Below are 26,568 nucleotides of genomic sequence, written 5' to 3'. Positions count from 1 at the left end.
GATAATGGGGCCGCGATGCGGCCCTTTCGCGACACAAGGCCGCTCCTACCAACGACCGCGTTGCTTATGTTTTTGTGGGAAGTGGCAACCGGCTGCTACTAAAACCCGGCTGTTCAGGGGGCAACACCTGCGGTCCCGTTGACCAGCTTCGGCTGGCGATACAGCTCAAGCAGCACCTGATCCAGCACCTGCGAGGCTCCCCACGGTTTCGGGTCGTTGAGAATCGCCGAAACCGCCCAGGTATGCCCGTTGCTGTCGCGGCTGAAGCCGGCAATCGCCCGCACCGTATTCAGCGTGCCGGTCTTGATATGGCCCTCGCCAGTCATGGCGGTACGTTTCAGTCGCTTGCGCATGGTGCCGTCCATGCCAACCAGCGGCATCGAGCTGATGAACTCGGCTGCATACGGGCTCTTCCACGCTGCCTGCAGCAGCGTCGCCATCTCCCGCGTACTGACCCGCTCTGCACGCGACAGCCCCGAGCCGTTTTCCATGACCAGGTGCGGGGCAGTGATGCCTTTCTTGGCCATCCACTGGCGGACTACACGTTGCGCGGCGCGGGCATCGTCGCCGTCGGCGTCGGTACGGAACTGCGCACCGATGCTCAGGAACAGCTGCTGAGCCATGGTGTTGTTGCTGTATTTGTTGATGTCGCGGATCACTTCCACCAAATCAGGGGAGAATGCACGGGCCAGCAGGCGCGCCGACTTGGGCACATCTTCGATGCGGTCGCGGCCCTGGATGCTGCCACCGAGCTCGCTCCAGATGGCACGTACCGCACCTGCGGCGTAGGTCGAGTGATCCAGCAGCGACAGGTAGGTCTGCGAGTTGCAGCCGTCGGCGAGTTGGCCGCTGACCGTCACGCTGACACCGTCGGCCTGCTGTACCGGGTTGTAACGCACATCGCCGCTGCACTGCTTGCCAGCCACAGCCTTGACCTGGTTGTCGATACGAATGCTGGCAATCGGTGGTTCCACCGACACCATCACCTTGCCACCGTCGTTGCGGGCCACGAAGCGCAGCGCCTTGAGGTTGACCAGCAGTGAGTCGGGCTTGACCAGGAACGGCTTGTTCTCATCGCCGCCGTCATCGTTGAACTGCGGCAGGTTGGGCTGCACAAAGTGACTGCGGTCGAGCACCAGGTCGCCAGTGATCGTGCGCACGCCGTTGGCGCGCAGGTCACGCATCAGCAACCAGAGCTTTTCCATGTTCAGCTTGGGGTCGCCGCCGCCCTTGAGGTACAGGTTGCCGTTGAGCACGCCGTTGTTCAGGGTACCGTCGGTGTAGAACTCGGTCTTCCACTGAAACGTCGGGCCTAAAAGCTCAAGCGCTGCATAGGTAGTGATGAGCTTCATGGTCGAGGCCGGGTTCACCGACACATCGGCATTGAACACCGTGGCGGTGCCTGGGCCATCAAGCGGCAGCATCACCAGCGACAGCGCGGAATCCTGCAGTTTGTTGGTCTTGAGGGCCTGCTGCACCTTGGGCGGCAGGCTGGTATTGACCGCTGCGGCTTGGCTGGTGAGCGAGAAGGGCAGGAACAGGCTGGCGAGCAGCAGTGGGCGGAGCGTCTTGATCATGGATATGCATACCCTGCAGGCGAGGGGGAAGACAATGGGGCTGTAAAGGATGGTGGCCCCAAAACGAAATATAGTGCGCATTATGCCCCAAGCGCACTGCGCATGGGCCTGTTCGATAGAAATGCACTTTATGACTGGCGAAAAAAAACCACCTCGAAAGGTGGTTTTTTACAAGCTCGCAGTTAGCCGTTGTGGCTCGGTGCGATTACTTGGCGGCGTTAACCGGCTTTTCTGGGTACCAAGCGTCGAGCAGAGGGCTGACGGTAACCTGAGTCACTTCGCTACGGCCTTTGAGCCACGCTTCTACGGCAGCGCGTTGCTCTTCGGTAACCGAACCACGCTCGGCCTTGCAAACCAGACCGAAGTCGTCGCCGCCGACGTAGTCCAGGCCATTGGCGTCCATGGCTTCGGTCAGGAATGCATCGAGGAATGCATCAACAGCCTCGTCATCCAGGTCTTCCTTGAACTCCAGGTTCAGCTCAAAGCCCAATTCCTGAAACTCATCCACACAAAGCTTTTTGCGCAGACGACGGGAGCGGTTAGTGGCCATCAAAAAATCCTCTAAGTAATTACGGCGCGCAGTCTATCAGCTAACACGCTCGATTGCGTGCCCGTCTGCTCGATAGTCGTGCCTTGTGAGGCTTTGACGGCATGCCGCGGGTGGCCCCATCCTGCCCCTCACTGCTGAAGATGCTGGCGGAATGAAGCCCCGTAGGCACAGTCAGGTAGCCGGCTGGCTCCATCACTCCTGAGCCGAGAGCGGAAAGTGCCTTGTGGTGGCGTGGTTCGATACAGGCCGCGCTTTTGCAGCTCAGGTACAACCAGCTCAACGAAGTCCTCAAGCGTGCCTGGGCTGGTGAGCGGGTTGAGCATGTAGCCACTGGTGCCTGAAACACGAGCGTGCTCTTCGATACGGTCAGCGACCTGCTGGGGTGTGCCCACCAGAATGAGGTCTGTACCCCGAGTGACGTTGGCAAATCGCTGCCTGACATCACCCGCAGTCAGCGGCTTGCCACTGCCATCCGGGCGCATCATGTAGGAGGTCAGGCCTTCGGTATGGTTGGTCAACGCTTCGTTGTCTGAATAGCGGCTCAGATCGATGCCTGTGTCACCGGCATAGCTGACCAGTTGCGCCTCAAGGTGGTAATTGCTCTGCAGCACATCGTACTTGCGCTGAGCCTCGATCTCGGTTTTCGCGGTGACAATTCGCAGCACTGTCAGAGACTTCACGTCATCCCGAGCCCGGCCACGGGCTTGGGCCATGCTCCAGATCTCTTCCAGGCCCTGGCGGATTTCCTGTGGATTGGACTTGGCGATGAAAACAAGCTCGGCATGTTTGGCCGCGAATTCGCGCCCTCGGCCCGACCAGCCTGCCTGGATCAGCACAGGCGTCCTTTGCGCCGAGGGGGCGGCCAGATGCGGCCCCGCCACACGATAGTGCTCGCCGACGTGATTGATGGGCTTCACCCGATCGCCACGGGCATATGCCCGGCCTTGTTTGTCGGCGACGACCGCATCATCAGCCCAGCTTCCTTCCCAGAGCTTGTAAACGACATCCATGAATTCCTCGGCCCGCTCGTACCGGTCGCCATGTTTGAGCATTTCTTCCAGGCCGAAATTGCGTGCCGCACTGGAAAGATAGGAGGTGACGATGTTCCAGCCGATCCTGCCGTTGGTCATGTGATCGAGTGTGCTGAGCCGCCTGGCGTGGGTGAACGGATGCTCGTAGCTGGTGGTGATCGTCGCACCAAATGCCAGGTTTTTTGTGACAGCTGCAAGGCCTGGGATAATCATCAGCGGGTCGTTCGCCGGGGCCTCTACTGCCCATTTCACTGCGGCTTCGACATTGCCACCGTACACGTCGTAGAAGCCAAGCACGTCAGCGAAGAAGAACATGTCGAGGTTGGCCTGATCTGCGATACGGGCCTGGTTGGACCAGAAATCGAAGGTGTTGGCGGCCAGTCGCTCATCCGCCGGATGAGTCCACAGGCTTGGCGCTCCACCGCAGCCAACACTGGCCTGCTCATACAAGGCGAACAAGAGGGGTTTGGGGTCGGACATCGTTATTCCTGTATTCGTGTGGCCTGAAACCGGCACATTGCTGATAGCTCCAGGTACGACCCCAAACTAAGGCAGCGGCGGCTATTTAATTAAGAACTCAGCTTTTAATATTAAATAGCAATAACAAACTGCCTTGTACTTTCTTTATGGAATAAGCTTGTTTCTGCACGGTATAACCGCATTCGGCGAGACCGGGTCCAGCCTCCGCTGCGGGCTTTCCAACAGCCGGGCCAGCGCCTTTTCCACGCGGCGCATCTGCCGCGCCAACACCTGCCTCCCCAGCTTCAGCTCATCAAGGTGCAAACTAGGCTGTTCAAGCGCTTCGCATGCCCTGATCAAAGCCTTGGCCTCGAGCATGCGTGCCGCGCTGAGAATCTTGTGTGCCTGCGTGGCCAGCGCGTCGGGTGCTTGCTGCGGGTCGATAGCCATAAGCGTTGCGAAATCCTCGATCAGGCTCTGGTGCAGGGTGACGACCAGCCGATCACGGTCGCTGATGCTGTCCCCGACGATGGCGCTCAACCCTTCAAGGTCGTAGTGCGGTGCCTGCTGCTCGCAGCAATTGCCTTGCACTCCGGCGGTAAGGCTCGCCAGACGTTGGCCGAGCAACTGCAGGCCGATAGGTTTGAGAAGGCAGTCATCCATGCCGGCATCCAGGCATTTCTGACGGACTTCAGGTTGTGCGTTGGCGGTGTAGCCAAGTATCACGCAGGGCGGCTTGTCGCTGATGCGCTCTTCTTCGCGCACCTTTGTTGCCAGTTGATAGCCGTTGAGCAACGGCATGTTGCAATCGACGATCAATACATCGAAGTTGCCCGTGCGCCATTTGTTCAGGCCTTCCTGGCCATCACGGGCGCTTTCATGACACAGCCCCAGGTAGCTCAACTGGCGGGCCATCAGTTGCAGATTGGCGGGGTGGTCATCGATCACCAGCACATTCAGGCAGCTTTGCGGGCGGTCGATGTGGCAGGCGCTGGGCGCGGGGGTGGTGGGGGCTTCGACGCATTGCAGGGGCATCACCAGGCTGACTCGGGTACCCACCCCCAGCACGCTTTGCAGGGTCATCTTGCCGCCCATCATGGCGCACAGATTGCGACAGATCACCAGCCCCAGGCCACTGCCGGCACGGGCACCGTCGCTGGTCGGGTTGGCTTGCACGAATGGGCTGAACAGCCGCTGCAGATCGTGCTCGTCGATGCCGATACCCGTGTCGCGCACTTGGAGCTCCAGGGTAGGAGAGGGGGACGATGCATTCGAGCCCAGCGTGACCTCGATGCTCACCTGACCCTGGTCGGTGAACTTGATCGCATTGCTGACCAGGTTGGACAGCACCTGTTTGAAGCGCAGAGGGTCGAGCATCGCATGGCAGCGCGCCTGCTCGGCAATGACCACCTGCAGCGCCACGCCTTTATGCCGCGCAAGGCCATCGAACACACGGCCCACCGACTCCACCAGCCTGGCCAGGTCGACAGGCTCGGGCGCCAGCGACAAATGCCCAGACTCGATGCGGACGATGTCGAGAATGTCGCCGATCAACGCAAGCAGGTCTTTTGCCGAATGGTGCGCGACTTCCAGGGCCGGGCGGTCCAGCTTGCCCTGATCGGCACGCCGTAGCGCCAGCTCCAGCATGCCGATCAAGGCGTTCATGGGCGTGCGGATTTCGTGGCTGATGGTGGCCAGGAAGGTGCTTTTCGCGCGGTTGGCGTTATCGGCCTGCTGCTTGGCCGTGCGCAGGTCCTGGACCAGTGCGCGGCGCTCGCTGATGTCGATCCAGCCGCCAATGATGCCCTGCATCACACCTAGCGAGTCGCGGTAGGGGAGGATCCAGTGGTAGATGGTCAGCTCTTTACCAGCCACCCGCAGCGGACGGTCGAGAATCATCGGCTGGCCTTCCTCCATGACCCGGCGGTAATCGTCCTGGATCTGCAGGACGTATTTGCAGGTGCTGAAACGGGTGTCCTGCAGGCGTTTGCCGATGACCTGCTCGCGGGTTGCGGCAACCGCCTCCAGGTAACTGTCGTTACAACTTTTCAGATGGCCTTGGCGATCACGCACGTACATCGGGTGTGGGGTGCCGTTGAGCAGCGCCCCCATGAATTCCAGTTGGTCGTTCAGCGCCCGCTCCGCGCGCCTGCGTTGCTTGATCTGGCGACGCAGATGGGCGTTCCAGGCCAATGCGAGCACCAGCAAAGCGCCGATGATCGCTGCGACCTGCAGGATGCTGCGCCGCGAATTACGCCAGTAGGCGTCATCGTGCACGTCGTGGTCACGCCAGCGGCTGTTGATCACCCCCAGCTCTTCGGGCGAGACGCTAAGCAGCGCCTTGTCGAGAATCGAGGCCAGCTCGCTGTCCTGGGCGCGAGTAGCCATGGAGAACGTTGCCGGTTCTGTACCCACCGTGGTGCGGATGACCAGTTGCTCGTCGCTGGCGAGCATGTGGTTGGCATCGATCAGCGTGGCGACTGCGGCGTCCACCGCGCTGCTGCCCAGCAACGCCATCGAATAGTAGGTGCTTTCGGTTGCCACCTGATGGATATGCGGATGCTGACTGGCGAGTAGTGCCGCCACGCTACTGTCACGGGGTACCGCAACCCGTTTGCCGGCGAGTTCAGCCAAGCTGCCCGGCTGGTCATCGCCGGCGCGGCTGACCAGCACGTAGGCGCTTTCCAGGTAGGGGCGGGTGACCAGCAAGGCGCTGCTGTGCCGAGTGTCGGTGGACAGCGTGGCGATGATGTCGGCACGCCCTGTGGTGAGCTGCTGGATCATGTCGCCTTCGCCGCTTGCGCGGCGGATATCGAAGCGTATACCGGTACGCAGCCGGATCACTTCCAGCAGGTCGGCGACGATACCGCGTAGCCGCCCGTTGCTGTCGAAGAACGTCAGCGGTGCTGCGGTATCGTTGACCACCACGAGCATTCTCGGGTGTTGATGCAGCCAGTTATCCTCGCGCTCGGACAGCTGCAGCTTGCGGTCGGTCAACAGGCTGCCGCTGCTGGCGCTCCAGCGTTTGAAGATATCACTGCGGGTGGCTGCGGACTGGGCATCGAGCGCGCTGTTGATCAGTGACAGGAGCGTCGTGTCCTCTTTGCGCATGGCGAAGCTGAACCCGACCATTTCGTGCTTGCCGAAACTGGCCATGCGTAGCCTGGGCAAGTGGCCCTGGCTGATCAGGTAATGGGTGGAGATGGTGTCGCCGATGAACACATCTGCCTGCTCGAAGGCTACCGCGTTCAAGGCCTGGGTGGAGGACTCGAATGTGAGGAGTTCTGCCCCAGGGTAGGTTGCGTGGATTTCCTCGTGAGGCAGGTAGTGGTAGAGCATGCTCAGGCGCATGCCGCCCAGCCCGGTATTCAATGCCTGGGTTTCGTCCTCGCGGGTGACCAGCACGGGCTGATCGATGGCATAGGGGCGCGACAGGATCAGCCCTGCGCTGTTGGCCTCATAGCCGTTGGCGCTGCCGAGCAGGTCGATCTCGCCGTTTTTCAGTGCAGCGACTGCCGCCGGCCGGCTTGGAAAGCGCCTTACCTGCACCTGCAGGCCCAGCGTGTTGCCGATCAGCCCGGCATAGTCCGCCGTCAGCCCTTGGTATTCACTACCGCTCGTGGTGGTATCGAAGGGGGGGTAGTCGGGCGCCGAGGTGCCCAGTACCAAGCGTCGGCGAGCCTGCAGCCAGCTTTGCTGCTCGGGGCTGAACTGTAGATGTACCGTGGTCGGCTGGGAACGGCTGAGCAGGGTGTAGGCCCTGCTATCGTCGTTGGCGTGCGCGCCCTGGGCCATGCCAAGCCATAGGATCAATGCAGCGATGTACCTGCCAATCATGCCGTCATACCAGGGCGTTGCGTTTGGCAACTTCGATCAGATCCACCAGGGTGTTGGCGTGCAACTTGTGCATCAAGCGCTTTTTGTAGGTGCTGACAGTCTTGTTGCTGAGGAACATGCCTTTGGCGATTTCCTTGTTGCTGCGGCCCTGGGCAAACAGTTGCAAAACCATCAGTTCGCGGTCATTGACCTGACGAAACAATTCGAATTCGTCAGTGTGTTTGTGGGGCTGCGGCTTCAGCGCCTGGCTTGGGAAATAGTTGTAACCGGAAAGTACAGCTTTGATAGCGCTGAGCAGTTCGCTGAGGTCTTCCTGCTTGCACACATACCCCGCAGCGCCAGAGTGCATGCAGCGAATGGCGAACAGGGCGGGGGATTGCGCGGTCAGGACCAGCACCTTCAGTGGGGCTGCCATGGCCTGGAAGCGTGAGAGCATTTCCAGGCCGTCCAGCTTGGGCAGGCTGATGTCGAGGATGACCAGATCTGGTTTGAGCTCACGGATCATTTGCATGGCATCTACGCCATTGTCCGATTCTCCCAGGACCTGGTAATGCTCGTTTTCCAGCAGCATCCGGATGGCCAGGCGGATAACGGGATGATCGTCGACGATAAATATTGACTGCATGTTCAACTTCCATTCGGCGTGCGAAAAGCACGAAAAGCAGTTGGCACATTAGCTCAGTTGAATGTGAGTTGGGGAAGAAGGTTAATGTCTGTGTTGCATATAGGAAATGGCTTACAGCGAGTGTGTAAACGTGCTACAGGAATGGCGAATTATTAAAAGATATTTGGAGTTTTGTGCACAGTTTTATGACGTTTTATCGAGCATGTTTACTGTTCAGCAAATAAGTAGGAAGTTTCTTACATTAGCGGCTGGAGACGGCGATCGAGATCGCCGTCTCCATGGCTGTTACACAGGGCTGGAACGCCCGGTCATTTCACAGGCCATCTCGCTGGCGTAGCTGTCGGTCATCCCGGCAATAAAATCGATCATGCGCAGAAACGCTGCATGCAGCGACCCTTTCGGGTCTGGTGCGTTGTTGCCGATCAGGTCCAGTACTCGCCGGCTCTTGAACGAAGGCGTGCGGCCGCCGTGCTGCTCGAGTGCGGCACCGCAGAACGTGTTCAGCAGGATTTCCAGGGTGGTATAGGCGCCGATTTCGTGCAGGGTCTTGCGCTTGTCCTGGAAGATTTTCTTGCGCGCCATGTCCTTGGCCTGCAGCACGCAGCGTTGCGCCGGGCCGTGCATGTGCTCGACCAGGTCGCCTGTCAGCGTGCCCGCGAGCAGCGCCGGCTGTTGCTCGACAAACGCTTGGGCGGCGGCGTTGGTCAGATGCTCGATGGCCTTGCCACGCAATATTGCCAGTTTGCGCCGACGCGATTCTCGCGGCCCGAGCTGGCGGTAGGTCTCTGGAAGGTCGTCGCCCACCAGGTCGAGCAGCAACGCCTCGACCTCGGCGTATTGCAGCAGGTCCATCTCCAGGCCGTCCTCAAGGTCGATCAGCGCGTAGCAGATGTCGTCTGCCGCCTCCATGAGGTACACCAGCGGGTGACGCGCCCACCGCTGCGGTTCAAGCAGTGGCAGGCCCAGCTTGCCGGCAATCTGTTCGAGCAGCGGCAGCTCGCTCTGGTAGCAGCCGAACTTGTGCTTCTTGTAGCCAAGCGCATCGGCGTGCCGCGCCGTCCATGGGTATTTAAGGTAGGTACCCAGGGTGGCATAGGTCAGACGGGTGCCACCGTCGAACTGGTGGTATTCCAGTTGCGTCAGCACCCGGAAACCTTGGGCGTTGCCTTCGAAATTGAGAAAATCGGCGCGCTGGTCGTCGCTCATGTCGTCCAGCCAACCGCGCCCGGCCGCCTGTTGGAACCAGTGGCGGATGGCATCTTCGCCGGAGTGTCCGAATGGCGGGTTGCCGATGTCGTGGGCCAGGCACGCCGACTGCACGATCATCCCAAGGTCGCTGGGTTCGCACCAGTCAGGCAGGTCGTGGCGCAAGGTTTCGCCCACGCGCATGCCCAGTGAGCGGCCGACGCAACTGACTTCGAGCGAGTGGGTAAGACGGGTGTGGATATGATCGTTGCTGGTAACCGGGTGCACCTGGGTCTTGCGCCCCAAGCGGCGGAATGCCCCGGAAAATATGATGCGGTCGTGGTCTTTGTGGAAGGGGCTGCGGCCCAGTTCCTCAGGGCTGTACAGGGCCTTGCCCAGACGTTCGCGGTTCAGCAGGGTTTGCCAGTCCAAGGCGCGGTCTCCGTGTTTGAGTCGGCGTAGCTTCCCCCGTGTGGCGCGCCCTGGCAAGGGCGCGCCGTACCACTCACGGGCGGCGGCCGCTGCCCATGAACTGGCGGATCAGCGGTGCCACGGTGGTGCCCAGGCGCAACAGCCTGAGCAGGTTACCGGTGCGTACACCCTTGCCGGTCAGAAACCCCATGGCCACGATGGCGCCCAGGCCCCATAGCGACCCATGCTTGACCCCCATGCCCTCACCGAACGTGCTGCCCATGCTGCGCAGGCGGTGGATCGGTGCAAGCATCTGGCCAGACTCCAGGCGGATCTCCTGGCGGTGCATTTCCATGCGCAGGCGCAGCAAGGCCTTGCGCAGTTCGCGCGGGTTTCGCGTGTTGGGTAGTTCAGGCAGGCTCATGGCAGCAGACGCTCCCGGTCCTTGGCCAGCTCTTCGAGCGTGGCCGAAAATGGCGAGGATTCATCGAACACTGCGGCTTTCAGGCGCAAGGCGCAGAACACCGCAGCCAGGCTGTAGAACACACACAGGCCGACAATACCGGCCAGGCGATAGCTGTCCCACAACAGCACCAGCACCAGCCCCGACAGCGCGCTCAGCAGCAGCAGGGCAAATACCAGCGCCAGGCCTGCGAACAGCAACAAACGCAGGGTGCGGCCTTTTTGCTCCTGCAATTCGATGCCGAACAGCTCGATGTGGCTGTGCAGCAGCCCGAGTGCGGCTGCGCCCAGACGCCTTCCGGAGGCGCTGGTGCCGATGGCGTCGTTGTCCATGGGTGCTCCTTCAGCGTTTGGCCAGAAGACCGATCAGCAGGCCAACGCCGGCAGCGATGCCGATGGCTTGCCACGGGTTTTCCTGGACGTATTGCTCGGCTTGGCCCAGCGCAGCCTGGCCGCGCTGGCGGACCGAATCCTGGGTCAGTTGCAGGCTTTCGCGGGCCTGGTTGAGGCGTTCGTGGATTTGTGCACGTACCTCGTCGGCCTGATCACCGGCCAGGTTCGCGGTATCGGCGAGCAGTTGCTCGGTATCGCGGACCAACGCCTGGAAGTCAGCCATCAAAATGTCTTGTGCAGTCTTTGCCGATTTACTGGCCATGGGGCCTCTCCCTGTGGATGTATGTGGCTATTTCGAGTGATCGGGGTCGCCGAAGGTTCAGCGAGATGTACTGGTACAGCGTTTGCTAACTGTTGAGGCGTGTTGGCAGAAGCTGCGCCGAAAACGTGCACGCCTTGCGCAAACACCGTCAAACCTTAACCCAATCCACGACAAACCCAAGAAAAAACCACGCAGGCGCCGCCACCCTCACTGAGAAGGGCTAGGGGCCTGGCACTGATTCGGTGCATGGATGCGGGTACTTGAACTGTCATGGTGCCTTTTTGCAGGTCTGCCTCTACATGGAAAACATGCATAGCGCGATGGACTCGTTGGTCCACGGCTCAAACACCCTGTTCATCCTCATGGGCGCCATTCTGGTGCTGGCGATGCATGCAGGCTTCGCCTTTCTGGAAGTCGGCACCGTACGGCACAAGAACCAGGTCAATGCGCTGTCGAAGATCCTCAGCGATTTTGCCATCTCGGCGTTGGTGTACTTCTTCATCGGTTACTGGATCGCCTACGGCGTGAATTTTTTCGCCCCTGCCGCAACCCTCGCCAGCGATCACGGCTATGCGCTGGTCAAATGCTTCTTTTTGCTGACCTTCGCGGCGGCCATCCCGGCGATCATTTCCGGGGGGATTGCCGAGCGTGCCCGCTTTGTCCCGCAGTTGTGCGCCACGGCCTTGATAGTGGCTTTCATCTACCCATTCTTCGAAGGGGTTGTGTGGAACGGCAATTTCGGCCTGCAGGCGTGGTTGCAAGCGCGTTTCGGCGCGCCATTCCATGACTTTGCAGGCTCCGTGGTAGTGCACGCCATGGGCGGCTGGCTGGCGCTGGCAGCAGTGTTGCTGCTGGGCGCGCGGCGCGGGCGCTATCGTGATGGGCGGCTGGTCGCCTTTGCGCCGTCGAGCATTCCGTTCCTGGCCCTGGGGTCGTGGATCCTGATCATTGGCTGGTTCGGCTTCAACGTGATGAGCGCGCAAACCCTGCAGGGGGTCAGTGGCTTGGTGGCCATCAACTCGTTGCTGGCCATGGTCGGTGGCACGCTTTCGGCGCTGCTGGCCGGGCGCAATGACCCAGGCTTCTTGCACAACGGCCCGCTGGCGGGGCTGGTGGCGATCTGCGCCGGCTCCGACGTGATGCACCCGGTTGGCGCTCTGTTCACCGGCTTGGTGGCGGGCGGGTTGTTTGTCTGGTGCTTCACGGCTGCGCAGAACCGCTGGAAAATCGACGACGTGCTAGGTGTGTGGCCCCTGCACGGGCTCTGCGGGGTTTGGGGCGGTATCGCCTGTGGCATTTTTGGCAAGGTGGGGCTGGGCGGCATGGGCGGCGTCAGCATGGTCAGCCAGTTGCTGGGCAGCCTGGCCGGCGTGCTGGTAGCGCTGTTGGGTGGTTTCATGGTGTACGGCGTGATCAGGGCGGTGCTTGGCCTGCGCCTGAGCCATGAGCAGGAATTCCAGGGTGCGGACCTGTCGCTGCACCGCATTGGCGCTACCAGCCAGGATTGATCCAGCGCAGGTGCACGATGGCGTGTGCAGACCTAGAATAAGCATCCGTTCCTGCGATTATCGGGTTTTGCCATGCTCCCTGAATGCCAGCTGTTCGGCACCCTCGGGTGCCATTTGTGCGAAGTGGCCGAAGCTGTGCTGATGCCGTTCGTCGACCACGGCCTGCTGGTCGAACTGGTGGACATCGCCGAAGACGAACGCTTGTTCGAGCGCTACGGCCTGCAGATTCCCGTGCTGCGCCGCTGCGACAGTGGCGCTGAGCTTTACTGGCCGTTCGACGCCGAGCAGGTGGTGGCTTTTCTGGGCTGACCTTGTGCATTGACGCAGGTGTGGCTCGCTCCGTATGCTGTATATAAATACAGTATCGAGGTGAAGCCATGCTCAATGTCGAGCAACTCAAGTACAGCATCAACCACATGGCCCCGGAGCGTGTGTGCGAGGCCGTGCTGGAACTACGCCTCGACGGCATCGTCACCGATGACCAAACCCCGTTCGGCAAGGTGCACTTCAATACCTGCTTCGCTGAAATCGAGGCGCTGTTCCAGCGCGCCGGTTTCCATCGCCCGCTCGACGTGGTGGGTTACCAAGGGCTTAGCTACGCCCTGTACGACCCCGGCCGCTGGGAGGCGGTGCAGGTGCTGCGTTGGCTCAAGGCGCGTTGCGAACCGGCCTGCGAGGCTGGTTGAGGGGCCCGGGGTAGGGGATAATGCGCGGCCTATCGACCAGCCGAGCGCACTGATGACCACGCCTTTTGACCCTGCCCGCCAGCAAGCCAGCACTGTATGCCTGCCGCCTGGCAACTGGGCGACGGTGCTCGATTGCCTGTGCGATCACTTCAAGGCCATCGGCCGCGAGCAATGGCTCGACCGTTTTGCCCGTGGACGGGTGCTGGACGCTCAAGGCCAGGCTGTTGCCGCAACCCTTGCCTATCGGCCGGGTATGCGGCTGCACTACTTCCGTGAGGTTGCTAACGAGAAGCCTATTCCGGTGCAGGAAACCATCCTGCATGCCGACGAGCATCTGGTAGTCGCTGACAAGCCGCATTTTCTGCCGGTGACGCCAACCGGCGAGTACGTCGAGCAGACCTTGCTGCGCCGCCTGATCCGCCGCCTGGATAACCCGCACTTGGTGCCGTTGCACCGCATAGACCGGCATACCGCAGGGCTGGTGCTGTTCTCCGCCAATCCCGAAACCCGGGGGGCGTACCAGCGTTTGTTCCCGGAGCGGCGCATCGACAAGCGCTACCAAGCCATTGCCGCTGCCATGGCGCAGCACGAGTTCCCGCTGGTGCACCGCAGCCGGTTGGTGCACGGCGAGCCGTTTTTCCGCATGCACGAGGTGCCGGGCAGCGAGAACAGCGAAACCCATGCCTGCGTGCTGGAAAAAAACGGCGACCTGTGGCGCTATGGCCTGTCGCCGGTAACCGGCAAGACCCACCAGTTGCGCGTGCACATGGCGGCGCTGGGTGCCGGCATCTGCAACGACCCGTTCTACCCGCATCTATTGGATGAGCAAGATGATTACGCCCGGCCACTCAAGCTGCTGGCGCAGAGCTTGCGCTTTACCGACCCGCTAAGTGGTGAGGAGCGTTATTTCGAAAGCAGGCTGACCCTGCAGTGGTGAACCGGGCCGCCTCTACAGGCAATGATCTCCTGAAGGGGCGGCCTTGCGCCGCGAACACCGGGCGCAGCCGGCGCCAACTCAACTCAAGCGCAGATTAGCGGTTGAAGCGTTCCACTAACGAATACTGAGTGCCGGCGGTGCTGGTCAGTTCTTCGCTAAGCAGTGCCGAACGCTGCGCCTGGCCTGCGGTTTCGTCTGCCAGATCAGCAATGGTGGCAATGTTGCGGCTGATTTCATCCGCTACCGCAGTCTGCTCCTCGGTGGCGGCAGCAATCTGCGTCGCCATGTCGGTAATGTTGGCGACCGCTTCACTGATGCCCACCAACGCCTGGTCGGCTTCCATGACCCGTTCAACGCCTTCCTGAGCCTGGCGGTGGCCAGTCTGCATGGTTTGTACCGCGTTGTTGGCGGTCTGTTGCAGCTTGGCGATCAAGGTGTGGATCTGCCCGGTGGATTCTGCGGTGCGCTGCGCCAGTTGGCGCACTTCATCGGCCACCACGGCAAAACCACGGCCCATCTCACCCGCACGCGCGGCTTCGATGGCAGCGTTGAGCGCCAGCAGGTTGGTCTGGTCGGCGATGCCTTTGATCACATCGACCACGCCGCCGATCTCGTCGCTGTCCTTGGCCAGCTGCGTCACGGTCAGGCCGGTCTCGCCCACAGCCGCAGACAGCCGCTCGATGGCGTCGCGGGTTTCGCCGGCAATGTTGCGGCCCTGGCTGGTCAGGCGATTGGCTTCTTGGGTAGCGTCGGCAGTGCGCTGCACGTGGTTGGCCACTTCCTGCGTGGTGGCGGCCATCTGGTTGACGGCGGCTGCGACCTGCTCGGTCTCCACTCGCTGACGCTCCAGGCCCGAGGAACTCTGGTGGGCGAGGGTGTCGGACTGGCGAGCCTGATCGCTCAGGTGTTCGGCGCTGTCCTGCAGGCGGGTCAGGCAGGTCTTCATGCGAGCGTCCTGGCTGAGCATGGCCATTTCCAGGCGAGCCTGCACCCCACGGCTGTCGGTGTACATCTGTGCGATCAGCGGGTCGGAGGTGGTCTGCTCGGCCAGGCGCAGCAGGCGCTTGAGGCCGCGTTGCTGCCAGCCAAGGCCCAGCAGGCCCAAGGGTACCGACAGGCCGGCAGCCAGGGCGAAGCCCCAGGAGTGGCCGAGCCAGTTGCCGATCAGGAAGCCGATTTGGCTGACCAGAATGAACGGCAGCCAGTCCTGCAGCACCGGCAGCCATTTGTCACGGCGCGGGATGGCCGACTTGCCCTGGTTGATGCGCTGGTACAGCGCTTCAGCACGGCGAATCTGCTCGGCGGTGGGTTTGACCCGCACCGACTCGTAGCCCACCACCTGGTTATTGTCGAAAATCGGGGTGACGTAGGCGTTGACCCAGTAATGGTCGCCTGACTTGCAGCGGTTCTTGACGATACCCATCCATGGCAAACCTTGCTTGAGGGTTTGCCACATATGGGCGAACACGGCAGGCGGCACATCTGGGTGGCGCACAAGATTGTGCGGCGCGCCGGTGAGCTCCTCGCGGGAAAAACCGCTGATCTCGATGAACGCGTCATTGCAATAGGTCACCACGCCTTTGGCGTTGGTGGTGGAGATCAACCGCTGCTGGGCAGGGAAAGTCCGTTCTCTCTGGGTAATCGGCTGGTTGTTACGCATTGGTTTTTCGATCCGCGAGGCTTTGAATTGCTATCGGCAAGCATCAGGTTTTATTGAATGGATATTTGGTGGGCTTTGACCTAGGGCAAAATGGTATGACGGGGTTTAGGTTAAACGCGGGCAAGGCCAAGACCGGCCTGTGTTACCGATTCATTGAAGATAAATGACGCTTTGCCCAGATCATGACCCATTGTTCAGGTGGGGGCCAGCATGGGGTAGGCGAACGCGACAAAGTGCATCACCTGAACGAATAGATGGCACCAGACCGCCACCAGCAACCCGCTGTAACGGTAGGCAAGGCCGTAGCCCACGCCCTCCGCCGTTGATAGGCAGAACCATTGCCAGCCCGCGCCCAGGTTCGACAGCCCGAACAGCAAAGCCGAGATGCCCAGCGCCAGGCCCTTGTGCTTCAACAGACGTTCGAGGCCGCCTTGAATATAGGCGCGGAACAGTAATTCTGCGGTGAGCACCACCAGCGGCAGCTTGATGAGCAGCCAGAATAGGTTGTGGTCCGGCCAGTTCGGTGCCCAGGCGATCAGCCCCAGCACCCAGGCGCCGCCCAGGCAGGCCAGTGCGGTGAGTGGGCGGATGACTGCGAGTGTCATCAGCACGCCTTTGCGACGTAGTACTACTACCCACGAGCAGGCCAGCAGTACCCATAGGCCGAGTAGCGGCTTGTCGAGGCTCATGCGCATGGTCAGGGGTGATGCGCCCTCGCTCTGCACGACATCAGCAATGGCCGTGGCGCTGTTCAAGCCCGGCGCAAAATCCATTAGCAGCGTGATGGCAAGCCCGCAGAACATCACATGGCCCACTGTACGCTGCCAGTACGCTTCGCAGCGCACCAGCACAGCCGCGCATACCAGCCCGCTCAGGGCGGGTAGTACTGCTAGCTCGATGCTGCCGTAGCTGAGGCCCAAGGCTAAGCCGAGGCTCAGGAAGAACAAGGCTATCCAGTAGGGCACGGACATTACGACTCCTAGGATGCAGGGCCTCAGGCGATGTGCTCGACATCGCCCAAGGCATCCGGGACGGCTCGCTGGGGAGCCGAAGGAGTCGTATTAGGCTGCTATCAGTTGGCGCAGTACATAGTGCAGGATTCCCCCCGACTTGAAGTATTCCACTTCGTTAAGGGTGTCGATCCGGCACAGCACCTCGATGCTCTGTTGCTGGCCGTCTTCACGGGTGATGCGCAGCGTCAGGCTGGCGCCGGGGCGGATCTGCTTGCCGGAAAGCCCCAGCACATCGATCCGCTCGCGCCCGGTCAAGGCCAGGCGCTTGCGGTCATCACCAGCCTTGAACTGCAGTGGCAGTACACCCATGCCCACCAGGTTGGAGCGGTGGATGCGCTCAAAACTTTCAGCCAGCACCGCCTTCACCCCAAGCAGGTTGGTACCTTTTGCCGCCCAGTCGCGGCTTGAGCCTGTGCCGTACTCCTGCCCCGCGATCACCACCAGCGGCGTGCCTTCCTGCTGATAGCGCATGGCTGCGTCGTAGATCGACAACGTCTCGCCGCTGGGCACATGCACGGTGTTGCCACCTTCTTCGCCACCGAGCATTTCGTTGCGGATACGGATGTTGGCGAAAGTGCCGCGCATCATCACCTCATGGTTGCCGCGCCGCGAGCCATAGGAGTTGAAGTCGCGTGGCTCGACCCCTTTGCTGCGCAGGTAACGGCCGGCGGGGCTGTCGGCCTTGATATTGCCCGCAGGTGAAATATGGTCGGTGGTCACCGAATCGCCGAGCAGGGCAAGAATGCGCGCACCCTCGATATCGGTGATTGCCTGCGGCGGGCTGGCGATGTCGTCAAAGAACGGCGGGTGCTGGATGTACGTGGAATCGTCCTGCCAGACATAGGTCGCCGCCTGTGGCACCTCAATGGCCTGCCACTGCGCATCACCTTCGAATACTTCTGCGTATTCCTTGTGGAACATGGCGGTATCGACATTCGCCACGGCGTCGGCGATTTCCTGCTGGCTAGGCCAGATGTCCCGCAGGTAGACCGGTTGGCCGTGCTTGTCGGTGCCAAGGGCATCCTGGCTCAGGTCCACGCGCACGGTGCCGGCCAGGGCATAGGCGACCACCAGCGGCGGGGATGCCAGCCAGTTGGTCTTCACCAGCGGGTGCACGCGGCCTTCGAAGTTGCGATTGCCTGACAGCACCGAGGCCACGGTCAGGTCTGCGCTGGCGATCGCGGTCTCGATGGCTTCATCGAGCGGGCCGGAGTTGCCGATACATGTGGTGCAACCATAGCCCACCAGGTCGAAGCCAAGCTGGTCCAGATAAGGTGTCAGCCCGGCAGCCTGGAAGTACTCGGTGACAACCTTCGAGCCTGGCGCCAGTGACGTCTTGACCCAAGGCTTGCGCTGCAGGCCTTTCTCGACGGCCTTTTTTGCCACCAGCCCCGCAGCCATCATCACGCTTGGGTTGGACGTATTGGTGCATGAGGTAATCGCGGCGATGACCACGGCGCCATCGCGCAAAGTGTGGGGGGCGCCTTGGTGGGCATAATCGACCTCGCCTGCAAGGTCCGCGTTGCCGACTGCCACACCGCCGCCGCCTTCGCTTTCCAGCCGGCCGACTTCTTTGGCCAGGGGCTTGGGTTGCAGTTCGATGAACTGGTCGAAAGCCTGGCTGACCTTGCCCAGTGCTACGCGGTCTTGCGGGCGTTTGGGGCCGGCGAGGCTGGCTTCGACTTCGCCCATGTCCAGCGCCAGGCTGTCACTGAACAGCGGCTCCTGGCCAGGCAGGCGCCACAGGCCCTGTTCCTTGCAGTAGGCCTCGACCAGTTGCACGGTCTCGGCGGGGCGCCCGGACAGGCGCAAGTAATCGAGGGTGACCTCATCGACGGGGAAGAACCCGCACGTGGCGCCGTATTCCGGCGCCATGTTGGCCAGCGTGGCGCGGTCGGCCAGTGGCAGCGTGGCCAGGCCATCACCGTAGAACTCGACGAACTTGCCCACCACGCCTTTCTTGCGCAGCATCTGCGTCACTGTCAGCACCAGGTCGGTGGCCGTGATGCCCTCGCGCAGCTTGCCGGTCAGCTTGAAGCCGACCACTTCGGGGATCAGCATCGACACCGGCTGGCCCAGCATGGCGGCCTCTGCCTCGATGCCGCCGACGCCCCAGCCGAGTACGCCAAGGCCGTTGATCATGGTGGTGTGCGAGTCGGTGCCGACCAGGGTGTCGGGGAATACATAGGTGCGCCCGTCTTCTTCGCGGCTCCAGACCGTGCGGCCCAGATACTCAAGGTTGACCTGGTGGCAGATGCCGGTGCCCGGCGGCACCACGCGGAAATTATCAAAGGCGCTTTGGCCCCAGCGCAGGAACGCATAGCGCTCGCCGTTGCGCTGCATTTCGATGTCGACGTTTTCGGCAAAGGCGGCGGGGGTGGCGTAACGGTCCACCATTACCGAGTGATCGATCACAAGGTCCACCGGCGACATCGGGTTGATCCGCTGCGGGTCGCCGCCCGCCTTTTGCATGGCGGCGCGCATGGCGGCAAGGTCGACCACCGCGGGCACGCCGGTAAAGTCCTGCATCAGCACTCGTGCCGGGCGGTACTGGATCTCGCGATCGCAGCGTCGCTCGCCCAGCCAGCCGGCCAACGCCTTCAGGTCGTCGGCGCTGACGGTCTTGCCGTCCTCCCAGCGCAGCAGGTTTTCCAGCAGCACTTTCAGCGACATTGGCAGGCGCTGCAGGTCGCCCAACTGCCGGGCGGCTTCGGTCAGGCTGAAGTAATGATAGGTGCGGTCGGCGACCTTCAGCGTCTTCAGGGTATTCAGGGTATTCAGGCTATCGAGCGAGGGCATGTACAACTCCTTGTGCTCCGGCGGCCCGGCAGGTGCTTGGCGAGACGGCGCCACCGCTATGAAAGGCCCGCACGGTACGGGCCTGGCAGAAAGGTCAGGTTAGTCCGGTTTGCCGGCCCCGACTCTTTTCTGGACCAAGGGGGCGTGTGGCAGTTCCGAACTTCCTTTATCATTCGCCGCCCTGGCGCCGTCTGCGTCAGTGATGTGGAGTGAGAAATGAATACCCTGTTCATGCATTGCCGGCCCGGCTTCGAGGGCGAGGTCTGCGCCGAAATCAGCGAACATGCGGCCCTGTTGGGTGTGGCCGGCTATGCCAAGGGCAAGCCGCAGAGCGCCTGCGCCGAATTCGTCTGCACCGCGCCTGGTGGCGCCGAGCGCCTGATGCATGAGCGGCGCTTCGCGCAGCTGATCTTCCCGCGCCAGTGGGCCCGTGGCAGTTATGTCGAACTGCCAGAAACCGACCGTATCAGTGTGTTGCTCGAGCACTTGGCCGAACTGCCGGTGTTTGGCAGCCTGTGGCTGGAAGTGCTCGATACCAACGACGGCAAGGAGCTTTCGACCTTCTGCCGCAAGTTCGAAGTGCCGCTGCGCAAGGCGCTGGAAAAGGCCGGCCGCTTGGTCGACGATGCCAGCCGGCCGCGCCTGCTGCTGACCTTCATCAGTGGCCGGCAGGTGTTTCTCGGCCTTGCCCAGGCGAACAATTCGGCGCTGTGGCCGATGGGCATCCCGCGCCTGAAGTTCCCCCGCGAGGCGCCTAGCCGTTCCACTTTGAAGCTTGAAGAGGCCTGGCACCAGTTCATCCCGCGCGAGCAGTGGGAGCAACGCCTGAATGACGACATGACCGGGGTCGACCTCGGCGCCTCGCCGGGCGGCTGGACCTACCAACTGGTCAAGCGCGGCATGCTGGTCACTGCCATCGACAACGGCCCGATGGCCGAAAGCCTGATGGACACGGGGCTGGTGCAACACCTGATGGCTGACGGGTTCACCTGGAAACCCCGGCAGACCGTGGACTGGATGGTCTGCGACATCGTCGAGAAGCCGGCGCGGTCGGCTGCGCTGATCGAAACCTGGCTGGGCGAGGGCCTGTGCCGCGAGGCAGTGGTCAACCTCAAACTGCCTATGAAGCAGCGCTATGCCGAAGTGCGCAAGCTGCTCGATCGCATCGAGGAAGGCTTCAAGGCGCGCAAGGTCAAGGTGTCGATTGCCTGCAAACAGCTCTACCACGACCGCGAAGAAGTGACCTGCCACCTGCGCAGGCTGGACCTCAAGCCGCGCTGAAATTGCTTTCAACGCCGCCTGAGCCATTTGTTCATGCCCAAAAACACCGGAACCTGCCATGACCGACTTCACCCCTGATGCCATTCTCGATGCCACCGGCCTGAACTGCCCGGAGCCTGTGATGATGCTGCATCAACACGTGCGCGACCTGGCTGCCGGCGGCCTGCTCAAGGTGATTGCCACCGACCCCTCGACACGCCGCGACATCCCCAAGTTCTGCAACTTCCTCGGCCACGAACTGGTGGGCCAGCAGGAAGAGGCCGGCACCTACCTGTACTGGATCCGCAAGAAGGCCGACTGAGCCGTCTGCATCGCGCTACACTGCGCTCCCCAGACAGGAGAGCGCCATGCTGATAGTTGCCGACGAAAACATCCCGCTGCTCGATGCCTTCTTTGCAGGGTTCGGCGAAATTCGTCGCTACCCAGGCCGGGCCATCGACGCCGCCTGCGTCAGGGATGCCGACGTGCTGCTGGTGCGCTCGGTCACCCGCGTCGGCCGGCAACTGCTGCAGGGTAGCCAGGTGCGCTTCGTGGGCACCTGCACCATCGGTACCGACCACCTCGACCTCGACTACTTCAACCAGGCCGGTATCCAGTGGAGCAGTGCCCCGGGCTGCAACGCCCGCGGCGTGGTCGACTATGTACTTGGCAGCCTGCTGACCCTGGCCGAGCTCGACGGCGTGGCGCTGAACCAGCGGGTATATGGCGTAGTGGGCGCAGGTGAGGTGGGCGGGCGCCTGGTGCGTGTGTTGCGCGGCCTGGGCTGGAAGGTACTGGTGTGTGACCCGCTGCGGGCGGCGGGCGAGGGCGGTGACTACGTCAGCCTCGACACACTGCTTGAGCAAAGCGATGTGGTCAGCCTGCACACGCCGCTGCAGCGCGGTGGCGAGCATCCCACCTGGCACCTGCTCGATGAACAGCGCCTGGCGCGCCTGCGCCCAGGCGCCTGGCTGATCAACGCCAGCCGTGGCCCGGTCGTGGACAACGCCGCCCTGCGCGCGCTGCTGCTCGAACGCGATGATGTGCACGCGGTGCTCGATGTGTGGGAGGGCGAGCCGCAGGTTGACCTGCAACTGGCCGACCTGTGCACCCTGGCCACCCCGCATATTGCCGGGTACAGCCTCGATGGCCGCCAGCGCGGTACTGCGCAGATCTACCAGGCGCTGTGCCGCGTGCTCGGTGAAGCAGAGCGGGTGCACTTGGCCGACCTGCTGCCGGCGCCGGCCCTGGCGCAGATTGAACTGCATGCCGACGCCGACCCGGCCTGGGCTTTGGCCACGCTGTGCCGTGCGGTGTACGACCCGCGCCGTGACGACGCAGATTTTCGTCGCAGCCTGAGCAACGACCCTGCACAGCAGCGTGCCGCGTTCGACCAGTTGCGCAAGCACTACCCGGTGCGCCGCGAAATAGAAGGGTTGGCGGTACGCCTTCGCGGTGAGTCGCCGCAGTTGGCGCAACTGCTTAGCGCGTTGGGAGCAGTGCAGGGGTAGCGTTCACTGTGCAAGCTTGTTCTGGCCCCATCGCAGCAAAATAAACAAACGATGCGGTCCCGTGTAGGAGCGGCCTTGTGTCGCGAAAGGGGTGCGAAGCGCTCCCAAGATTTGCACACCCCCTGATATCGCTGGGGCCGCTACGCAGCCCTTTCGCGACACAAGGCCGCTCCTACAACGGCCGCGTAAACGGTATCGATATAGCGGCAACCCAGATCCCTGTGGGAGCTGGCGACAGCCTGCGATGAGGCCGGAGCAAGCCTATGCAGCGCGGTGCCGGGCCTGAGTGGCGGGCATCGGGTCCCAGCGGGCAGTTTCCAGCGCCCAATAAAAACCCGGCGCATGCGCCGGGTTGCAATGAAATCAGACTTTCAGCCCTTCTGGACTTTTTTCACCCGGCTCGCTTCGAGCTCTTTGCAGGCTTCCTGGATCATCTGCTCAGTGATGGGCACTTCACGACCCTGGGCATCGATGATCGCGCCGGTTACCGGCGGTTGTGCGCGTTTTGTGCTGTTGCTGTCTTGGTTGCTGTGTTGCAGGCTCATGTCCTGTCTCCTCATCAGGTTCAAGCTTTGAAGATAACGCCGCGCCGTGACTGGCCTGTGACAGCTGCCGGAGTGCCACGACACCTACAGTCCACCAGAAACCGCGGCAAAGCTCCAGTGGCCAGTTAGAACGAATGGTCATAGGTGCTGATGCCGGCATTTCAGTGCAACTGGCGTAGTGGTCCGACGGCTTTGCCTGCCCATGAGTTCCCGCAGGCGAGACGAGTGGTAGGCTAGGCATTCTTTCCCTGCCGATACCCGTTGCCATGCCCGATCCGGTTTCTTCTCGTCAGCGCCTGGCCTTGCGCCTGGGCTGGCAGTTCATTCGCCCTTATCGGCGCCAGGCCCTGTTGGCCTTGCTGGCGCTGGTGGTCACTGCGGCGATCACGTTGTCCATGGGCCAGGGTATCCGCCTGTTGGTCGACCAAGGCTTCATGACCGGCTCTGCGCACCAGCTCAACCAGACGTTGGGGTTGTTCATGCTACTGGTGTTGGCGCTTGCCGTGGGCACTTTTGCGCGGTTCTACCTGGTGTCGTGGATCGGTGAGCGTTGCGTGGCCGACATTCGCCGCGCCGTGTTCGATCATCTGCTCAGCCTGCACCCCGGGTTTTTCGAGGACAACCGCAGCTCCGAGATCCAGTCGCGGCTGACTGCCGATACCACGCTTTTGCAGTCGGTGATCGGCTCGTCACTGTCGATGTTCCTGCGCAATGCACTGATGGTGGTTGGCGGGGTGATCGTGCTGTTCATCACCAACCCCAAGCTGACCAGCATCGTGGTGCTGGCGCTGCCGTTGGTACTGGCGCCGATCCTGCTTTTCGGCAGGCGGGTGCGCAGCCTCTCGCGGCAGAGCCAGGACCGGGTCGCCGACGTGGGCAGTTATGTGGCCGAAACCCTCGGCCAGATCAAGACCGTACAGGCCTATAACCACCAAGCGCGCGACCGGATGCTGTTTGGCGACACCGTGGAAGCTGCCTTTGCGGTGGCGCGCAAGCGCATTGCCCAGCGCGCCTGGCTGATCACCCTGGTGATTGTGCTGGTGCTTGGCGCGGTGGCGGTGATGCTCTGGGTCGGCGGCATGGATGTGATCGGCGGGCGCTTGTCGGGCGGTGAGCTGGCAGCGTTCGTGTTCTACAGCCTGATCGTCGGCAGCGCATTTGGCACGCTGAGCGAGGTGATCGGCGAGTTGCAACGGGCTGCCGGCGCTGCCGAGCGTATCGCTGAGCTGCTGGCCGCGCGCAGCGCAATCCTTGCGCCGGCCGCGCCGTTGCCGATGGCGCGTGCCAGTGGCGCACTTGAGCTGCGCGAGGTCCGCTTTGCCTACCCATCGCGCCCCGAGCATGCTGCTATCGACGGCCTCAGCCTGCGCGTGGAGCCTGGGCAGACCGTGGCGCTGGTGGGCCCGTCCGGTGCAGGTAAATCGACCCTGTTCGACCTGCTGCTGCGCTTCTACGACCCGCAGGCCGGCAGCATCCTGCTCGATGGCCAGGCCATCAGCGAGATAACCCCCGCAGCCCTGCGTGCGCAGTTTGCCCTGGTGGCGCAACAACCGGCGTTGTTCCGTGGCACTGTTGAGACCAACATTCGCTATGGCCGGCCCGATGCGACCCTCGCGCAGGTCGAAGCCGCGGCGCGCAGTGCCCATGCCCACGCGTTCATCGAGCAACTGCCGCAGGGGTACCAGACGCTGTTGGGCGAGGGCGGTATCGGCTTGTCCGGTGGCCAGCGCCAACGCCTGGCGATTGCCCGGGCACTGCTTGTGGACGCGCCAATCCTGTTGCTGGACGAGGCCACTAGCGCCCTCGATGCGCAGAGCGAGTACCTGATTCAGCAGGCACTGCCGCAACTGATGGCTGGGCGTACCACGTTGGTGATCGCCCACCGCCTGGCCACGGTACAGCACGCCGACCGTATCGCGGTCATCGACCAGGGGCGTTTGGTGGCCTCGGGAACCCATCGCGAACTGATCGACAGCAGCCCGTTGTATGCGCGGTTGGCCGCGTTGCAGTTCAACAGCCATGGCGATTGAAATAAGGCCGGCTGTAGCCGTTTTGTAACATTTCTGTCGCAATTGCCTGAGAGTATCTGCCTCAGCTGTTGCGTGTGTGCTTGACCTGGCTGCCATCGCAAGATGGCAGCTTTTTTTTGCCTGCGAACGAGGACAAGGACGTCTTTGCAGGCGGCGTTGTGCCGCCTTTCCATTTCCTTGTTCCGAGACCTGTCTGATGTTGCGTAAATCCCTGCGCGTGCAAATTCTCACCCTGCTCGGCGGCAGCCTGGCGGCCATGTTGCTGATTGCCCTGGTGTGTTTCCAGTTCCTTACGTCAAGTGTGCGTGGCTACGCTGAACTGGTGGATGGGCCGCTGCGTGCCTCGCAGATGATCGATGAGGCCAACCTGCAGTTCAAGATCCAGGTCCAGGAATGGAAGAACGTGCTGTTGCGCGGCCGCCAGCCGGCCGAGCTGGACAAATATTGGCAGCAGTTCCAGGCCCGCGAACAACAGGTGCAGCAGTTGCTCGGGCAGTTGATCAGCAACAGCGACCCGGCCTTGCAGGCCCCGCTTGCGCAGCTAAAGGACAGCCACCGCCAGCTGGGCGTGGCCTACGCGCGCGGGCGCCAGGCGTTCATCGCCGCAGGCGGTGACCCGGTGGCCGGCGATGCGGCGGTCAAGGGCGTGGATCGGGCCGCCAGCGAGCAGATGAGCGCTCTGGTGGAGCAGTTGCGCGCCGACGCGGGTGCCCGCGCCGGCGCCATCAATGCAAGCGCCGAGCGTACCGTGTGGCTGGGTGTGGTGGTGATGCTGGGGTCTGCGTTGCTGGTTGCGCTGCTGAGCCTGTGGCTGGTCAACCGCAGCCTGATCGAGCCGATCCGCCAGCTGATCGACTATGTGGCGCAGCTTAGCCAGGGCCGCTTTGCCGCCCGTGTCGAGAGCCGCCGCGAAGACGAACTCGGGCGCCTGGCGCGTGCTGCCAACACCCTGCGCGATTTTCTCGCCGACACCGTAGGCCGGTTGAAGGACAATGCCGAGGAACTCGAAAGCGCCAGCGGCCAGCTGCGCACCATTGCAGGTGACATGGCCAGCGGCACCCATGACCAGTTCCAGCGCACCGACCAGGTGGCGACCGCCATGCACGAGATGTCTGCCACCGCCCAGGAAGTCGCTCGCCATGCCGCGCAGGCTGCGCGTGCGGCAGACGATGCTGATCACAGCGCCCAGGCCGGCGAGTTGGTCATGCAGCAGACCATCGACATCATCGCCGTGGTCAACCGCGAAATCGCCGGTACCGCTGCCGTGATCCGCCATCTCGAAAACGACAGCACGCGCATCGGCAAGGTGCTTGAAGTGATCCGCGGCATTGCCGAGCAGACCAACCTGCTGGCGCTCAATGCCGCCATCGAGGCGGCGCGGGCGGGGGAAGCGGGGCGTGGCTTTGCCGTGGTGGCGGATGAGGTGCGTAGCCTTGCCCAGCGCACCGCCGCCTCCATTGCCGAGATCAACCAGATTATCGACGCGGTACAGTCGGGCGCCGTGGATGCGGTCAAGGCCATCGAAAGTGGCCAGCAGCGCAGCGAAGAGGGTGCCCAGCAAGTGCAGCAGGCCGGGCAGATGCTGCAGCGTATCACCACGGCGGTGGAGGCCATCCGCGACATGAACCGGCAGATCGCCACGGCAGCCGAAGAGCAGACCAGCGTGGCCGAGGACATTTCGCGCAACTTGGTCGAAATCACCCGCATTGCCACCGCCAACCAGCAGGCCGTGCAACACACCGAGCAGGCCGGGCAACGGCTGCATGGGCTGTCGGGGCAGTTGGGTGAGGTGACCTCGCGGCTCAGTGCCTGAGGCCGGGGCGCAGG

Annotated in this window: 22 protein-coding genes; 9 read left to right on the top strand and 13 right to left on the bottom strand. The window is 62.4% G+C overall.

From position 1 onward, the window contains the following. Window positions 1-113 precede the first annotated feature (113 nt). The 9 genes from dacB to HU720_RS03540 all read right to left on the bottom strand — a co-directional run bounded on the left by dacB (window position 114) and on the right by HU720_RS03540 (window position 10,792). Window positions 114-1,577 carry a D-alanyl-D-alanine carboxypeptidase/D-alanyl-D-alanine-endopeptidase gene (dacB, locus tag HU720_RS03580; RefSeq protein WP_186517304.1) on the bottom strand — a complete coding sequence of 488 codons (1,464 nt, stop codon included), beginning with the start codon at window positions 1,575-1,577 and terminating at the stop codon, window positions 114-116. 205 nt (window positions 1,578-1,782) lie between these two features. After that, window positions 1,783-2,127, bottom strand: a complete 345-nt coding sequence (locus HU720_RS03575) for a YggL family protein (RefSeq protein WP_186517302.1) — start codon at window positions 2,125-2,127, stop codon at window positions 1,783-1,785. 128 nt (window positions 2,128-2,255) lie between these two features. After that, the gene (locus tag HU720_RS03570; protein WP_186517299.1) at window positions 2,256-3,638 is read right to left on the bottom strand and encodes an LLM class flavin-dependent oxidoreductase; all 1,383 of its coding nucleotides are present in this window, start codon (window positions 3,636-3,638) and stop codon (window positions 2,256-2,258) included. 144 nt (window positions 3,639-3,782) lie between these two features. Continuing rightward, complete coding sequence (locus tag HU720_RS03565; RefSeq protein WP_238337608.1) at window positions 3,783-7,412, bottom strand: transporter substrate-binding domain-containing protein; 3,630 nt, start codon at window positions 7,410-7,412, stop codon at window positions 3,783-3,785. Window positions 7,413-7,458: 46 nt separating this feature from the next. After that, entirely contained in the window at window positions 7,459-8,079 is a 621-nt protein-coding gene (locus HU720_RS03560) for a response regulator transcription factor (protein WP_186517295.1), read from the bottom strand. 285 nt (window positions 8,080-8,364) lie between these two features. Beyond that, window positions 8,365-9,696 carry a deoxyguanosinetriphosphate triphosphohydrolase gene (locus tag HU720_RS03555; protein ID WP_186517293.1) on the bottom strand — a complete coding sequence of 444 codons (1,332 nt, stop codon included), beginning with the start codon at window positions 9,694-9,696 and terminating at the stop codon, window positions 8,365-8,367. A 73-nt stretch (window positions 9,697-9,769) separates the two neighbouring features. Next, on the bottom strand, window positions 9,770-10,099 hold the full coding sequence (locus tag HU720_RS03550; RefSeq protein WP_186517291.1) for a hypothetical protein: 330 nt from the start codon (window positions 10,097-10,099) through the stop codon (window positions 9,770-9,772). Continuing rightward, window positions 10,096-10,470 carry a phage holin family protein gene (locus HU720_RS03545; RefSeq protein WP_186517289.1) on the bottom strand — a complete coding sequence of 125 codons (375 nt, stop codon included), beginning with the start codon at window positions 10,468-10,470 and terminating at the stop codon, window positions 10,096-10,098. The genes HU720_RS03550 and HU720_RS03545 overlap by 4 nt, the downstream gene beginning before the upstream one ends. 10 nt (window positions 10,471-10,480) lie before the next feature. Next, window positions 10,481-10,792, bottom strand: a complete 312-nt coding sequence (locus tag HU720_RS03540; RefSeq protein ID WP_186517287.1) for a YqjD family protein — start codon at window positions 10,790-10,792, stop codon at window positions 10,481-10,483. Between the two features lie 299 nt (window positions 10,793-11,091). Here HU720_RS03540 and HU720_RS03535 point away from each other — a divergent pair, with 299 nt between their 5' ends. The 4 genes from HU720_RS03535 (at window position 11,092) to HU720_RS03520 (ending at window position 13,923) form a co-directional block, all read left to right on the top strand. After that, window positions 11,092-12,300 (top strand): ammonium transporter, encoded by a 1,209-nt coding sequence (locus tag HU720_RS03535; protein WP_186517285.1) that lies wholly within the window; start codon window positions 11,092-11,094, stop codon window positions 12,298-12,300. Window positions 12,301-12,372: 72 nt separating this feature from the next. Further along, window positions 12,373-12,609, top strand: coding sequence for a glutaredoxin family protein (locus HU720_RS03530; RefSeq protein ID WP_186517283.1), 237 nt, complete (start codon window positions 12,373-12,375; stop codon window positions 12,607-12,609). 68 nt (window positions 12,610-12,677) lie between these two features. Beyond that, window positions 12,678-12,986: a transcriptional regulator gene (locus tag HU720_RS03525; RefSeq protein WP_186517281.1), complete on the top strand. Its 309-nt coding sequence runs from the start codon at window positions 12,678-12,680 to the stop codon at window positions 12,984-12,986. Between the two features lie 52 nt (window positions 12,987-13,038). Next, window positions 13,039-13,923, top strand: coding sequence for a pseudouridine synthase (locus tag HU720_RS03520; protein ID WP_186517279.1), 885 nt, complete (start codon window positions 13,039-13,041; stop codon window positions 13,921-13,923). Window positions 13,924-14,017: 94 nt separating this feature from the next. Here HU720_RS03520 and HU720_RS03515 read toward each other — a convergent pair whose 3' ends face one another. From HU720_RS03515 to acnA, 3 genes are all read right to left on the bottom strand, one after another. Then, the gene (locus HU720_RS03515; RefSeq protein ID WP_186517277.1) at window positions 14,018-15,583 is read right to left on the bottom strand and encodes a PAS domain-containing methyl-accepting chemotaxis protein; all 1,566 of its coding nucleotides are present in this window, start codon (window positions 15,581-15,583) and stop codon (window positions 14,018-14,020) included. A 194-nt stretch (window positions 15,584-15,777) separates the two neighbouring features. Next, complete coding sequence (locus tag HU720_RS03510; protein WP_186517275.1) at window positions 15,778-16,554, bottom strand: CPBP family intramembrane glutamic endopeptidase; 777 nt, start codon at window positions 16,552-16,554, stop codon at window positions 15,778-15,780. Window positions 16,555-16,644: 90 nt separating this feature from the next. Continuing rightward, a complete protein-coding gene (gene acnA / locus HU720_RS03505) occupies window positions 16,645-19,395 on the bottom strand; it encodes an aconitate hydratase AcnA (protein WP_186517273.1) in 2,751 nt (916 codons plus the stop codon). 216 nt (window positions 19,396-19,611) lie between these two features. Here acnA and rlmM point away from each other — a divergent pair, with 216 nt between their 5' ends. The 3 genes from rlmM to pdxB are packed head-to-tail and all read left to right on the top strand — an operon-like array spanning window position 19,612 to window position 22,166. Then, complete coding sequence (rlmM, locus tag HU720_RS03500) at window positions 19,612-20,676, top strand: 23S rRNA (cytidine(2498)-2'-O)-methyltransferase RlmM (RefSeq protein ID WP_186517271.1); 1,065 nt, start codon at window positions 19,612-19,614, stop codon at window positions 20,674-20,676. A 58-nt stretch (window positions 20,677-20,734) separates the two neighbouring features. Then, window positions 20,735-20,977, top strand: coding sequence for a sulfurtransferase TusA (gene tusA, locus HU720_RS03495; protein WP_186517269.1), 243 nt, complete (start codon window positions 20,735-20,737; stop codon window positions 20,975-20,977). A 46-nt stretch (window positions 20,978-21,023) separates the two neighbouring features. Next, the gene (pdxB, locus tag HU720_RS03490) at window positions 21,024-22,166 is read left to right on the top strand and encodes a 4-phosphoerythronate dehydrogenase PdxB (protein WP_186517267.1); all 1,143 of its coding nucleotides are present in this window, start codon (window positions 21,024-21,026) and stop codon (window positions 22,164-22,166) included. 371 nt (window positions 22,167-22,537) lie between these two features. Here the strand turns inward: pdxB and HU720_RS03485 are convergent, their stop codons facing one another. Further along, window positions 22,538-22,711, bottom strand: a complete 174-nt coding sequence (locus HU720_RS03485; protein WP_186517265.1) for a PA1571 family protein — start codon at window positions 22,709-22,711, stop codon at window positions 22,538-22,540. 266 nt (window positions 22,712-22,977) lie between these two features. On the opposite strand from HU720_RS03485, the gene HU720_RS03480 reads away from it, so the two are divergent. After that, a complete protein-coding gene (locus HU720_RS03480) occupies window positions 22,978-24,741 on the top strand; it encodes an ABC transporter transmembrane domain-containing protein (RefSeq protein ID WP_186517263.1) in 1,764 nt (587 codons plus the stop codon). A 196-nt stretch (window positions 24,742-24,937) separates the two neighbouring features. After that, on the top strand, window positions 24,938-26,554 hold the full coding sequence (locus HU720_RS03475; protein WP_186517261.1) for a methyl-accepting chemotaxis protein: 1,617 nt from the start codon (window positions 24,938-24,940) through the stop codon (window positions 26,552-26,554). The last annotated feature ends 14 nt before the right edge of the window (window positions 26,555-26,568 follow it).

Origin of the sequence: Pseudomonas sp. SWRI51 (assembly GCF_014268825.1) — a bacterium.
GTDB lineage: Bacteria > Pseudomonadota > Gammaproteobacteria > Pseudomonadales > Pseudomonadaceae > Aquipseudomonas > Aquipseudomonas farsensis.
This window is presented reverse-complemented; position numbering and strand designations above follow the sequence as displayed.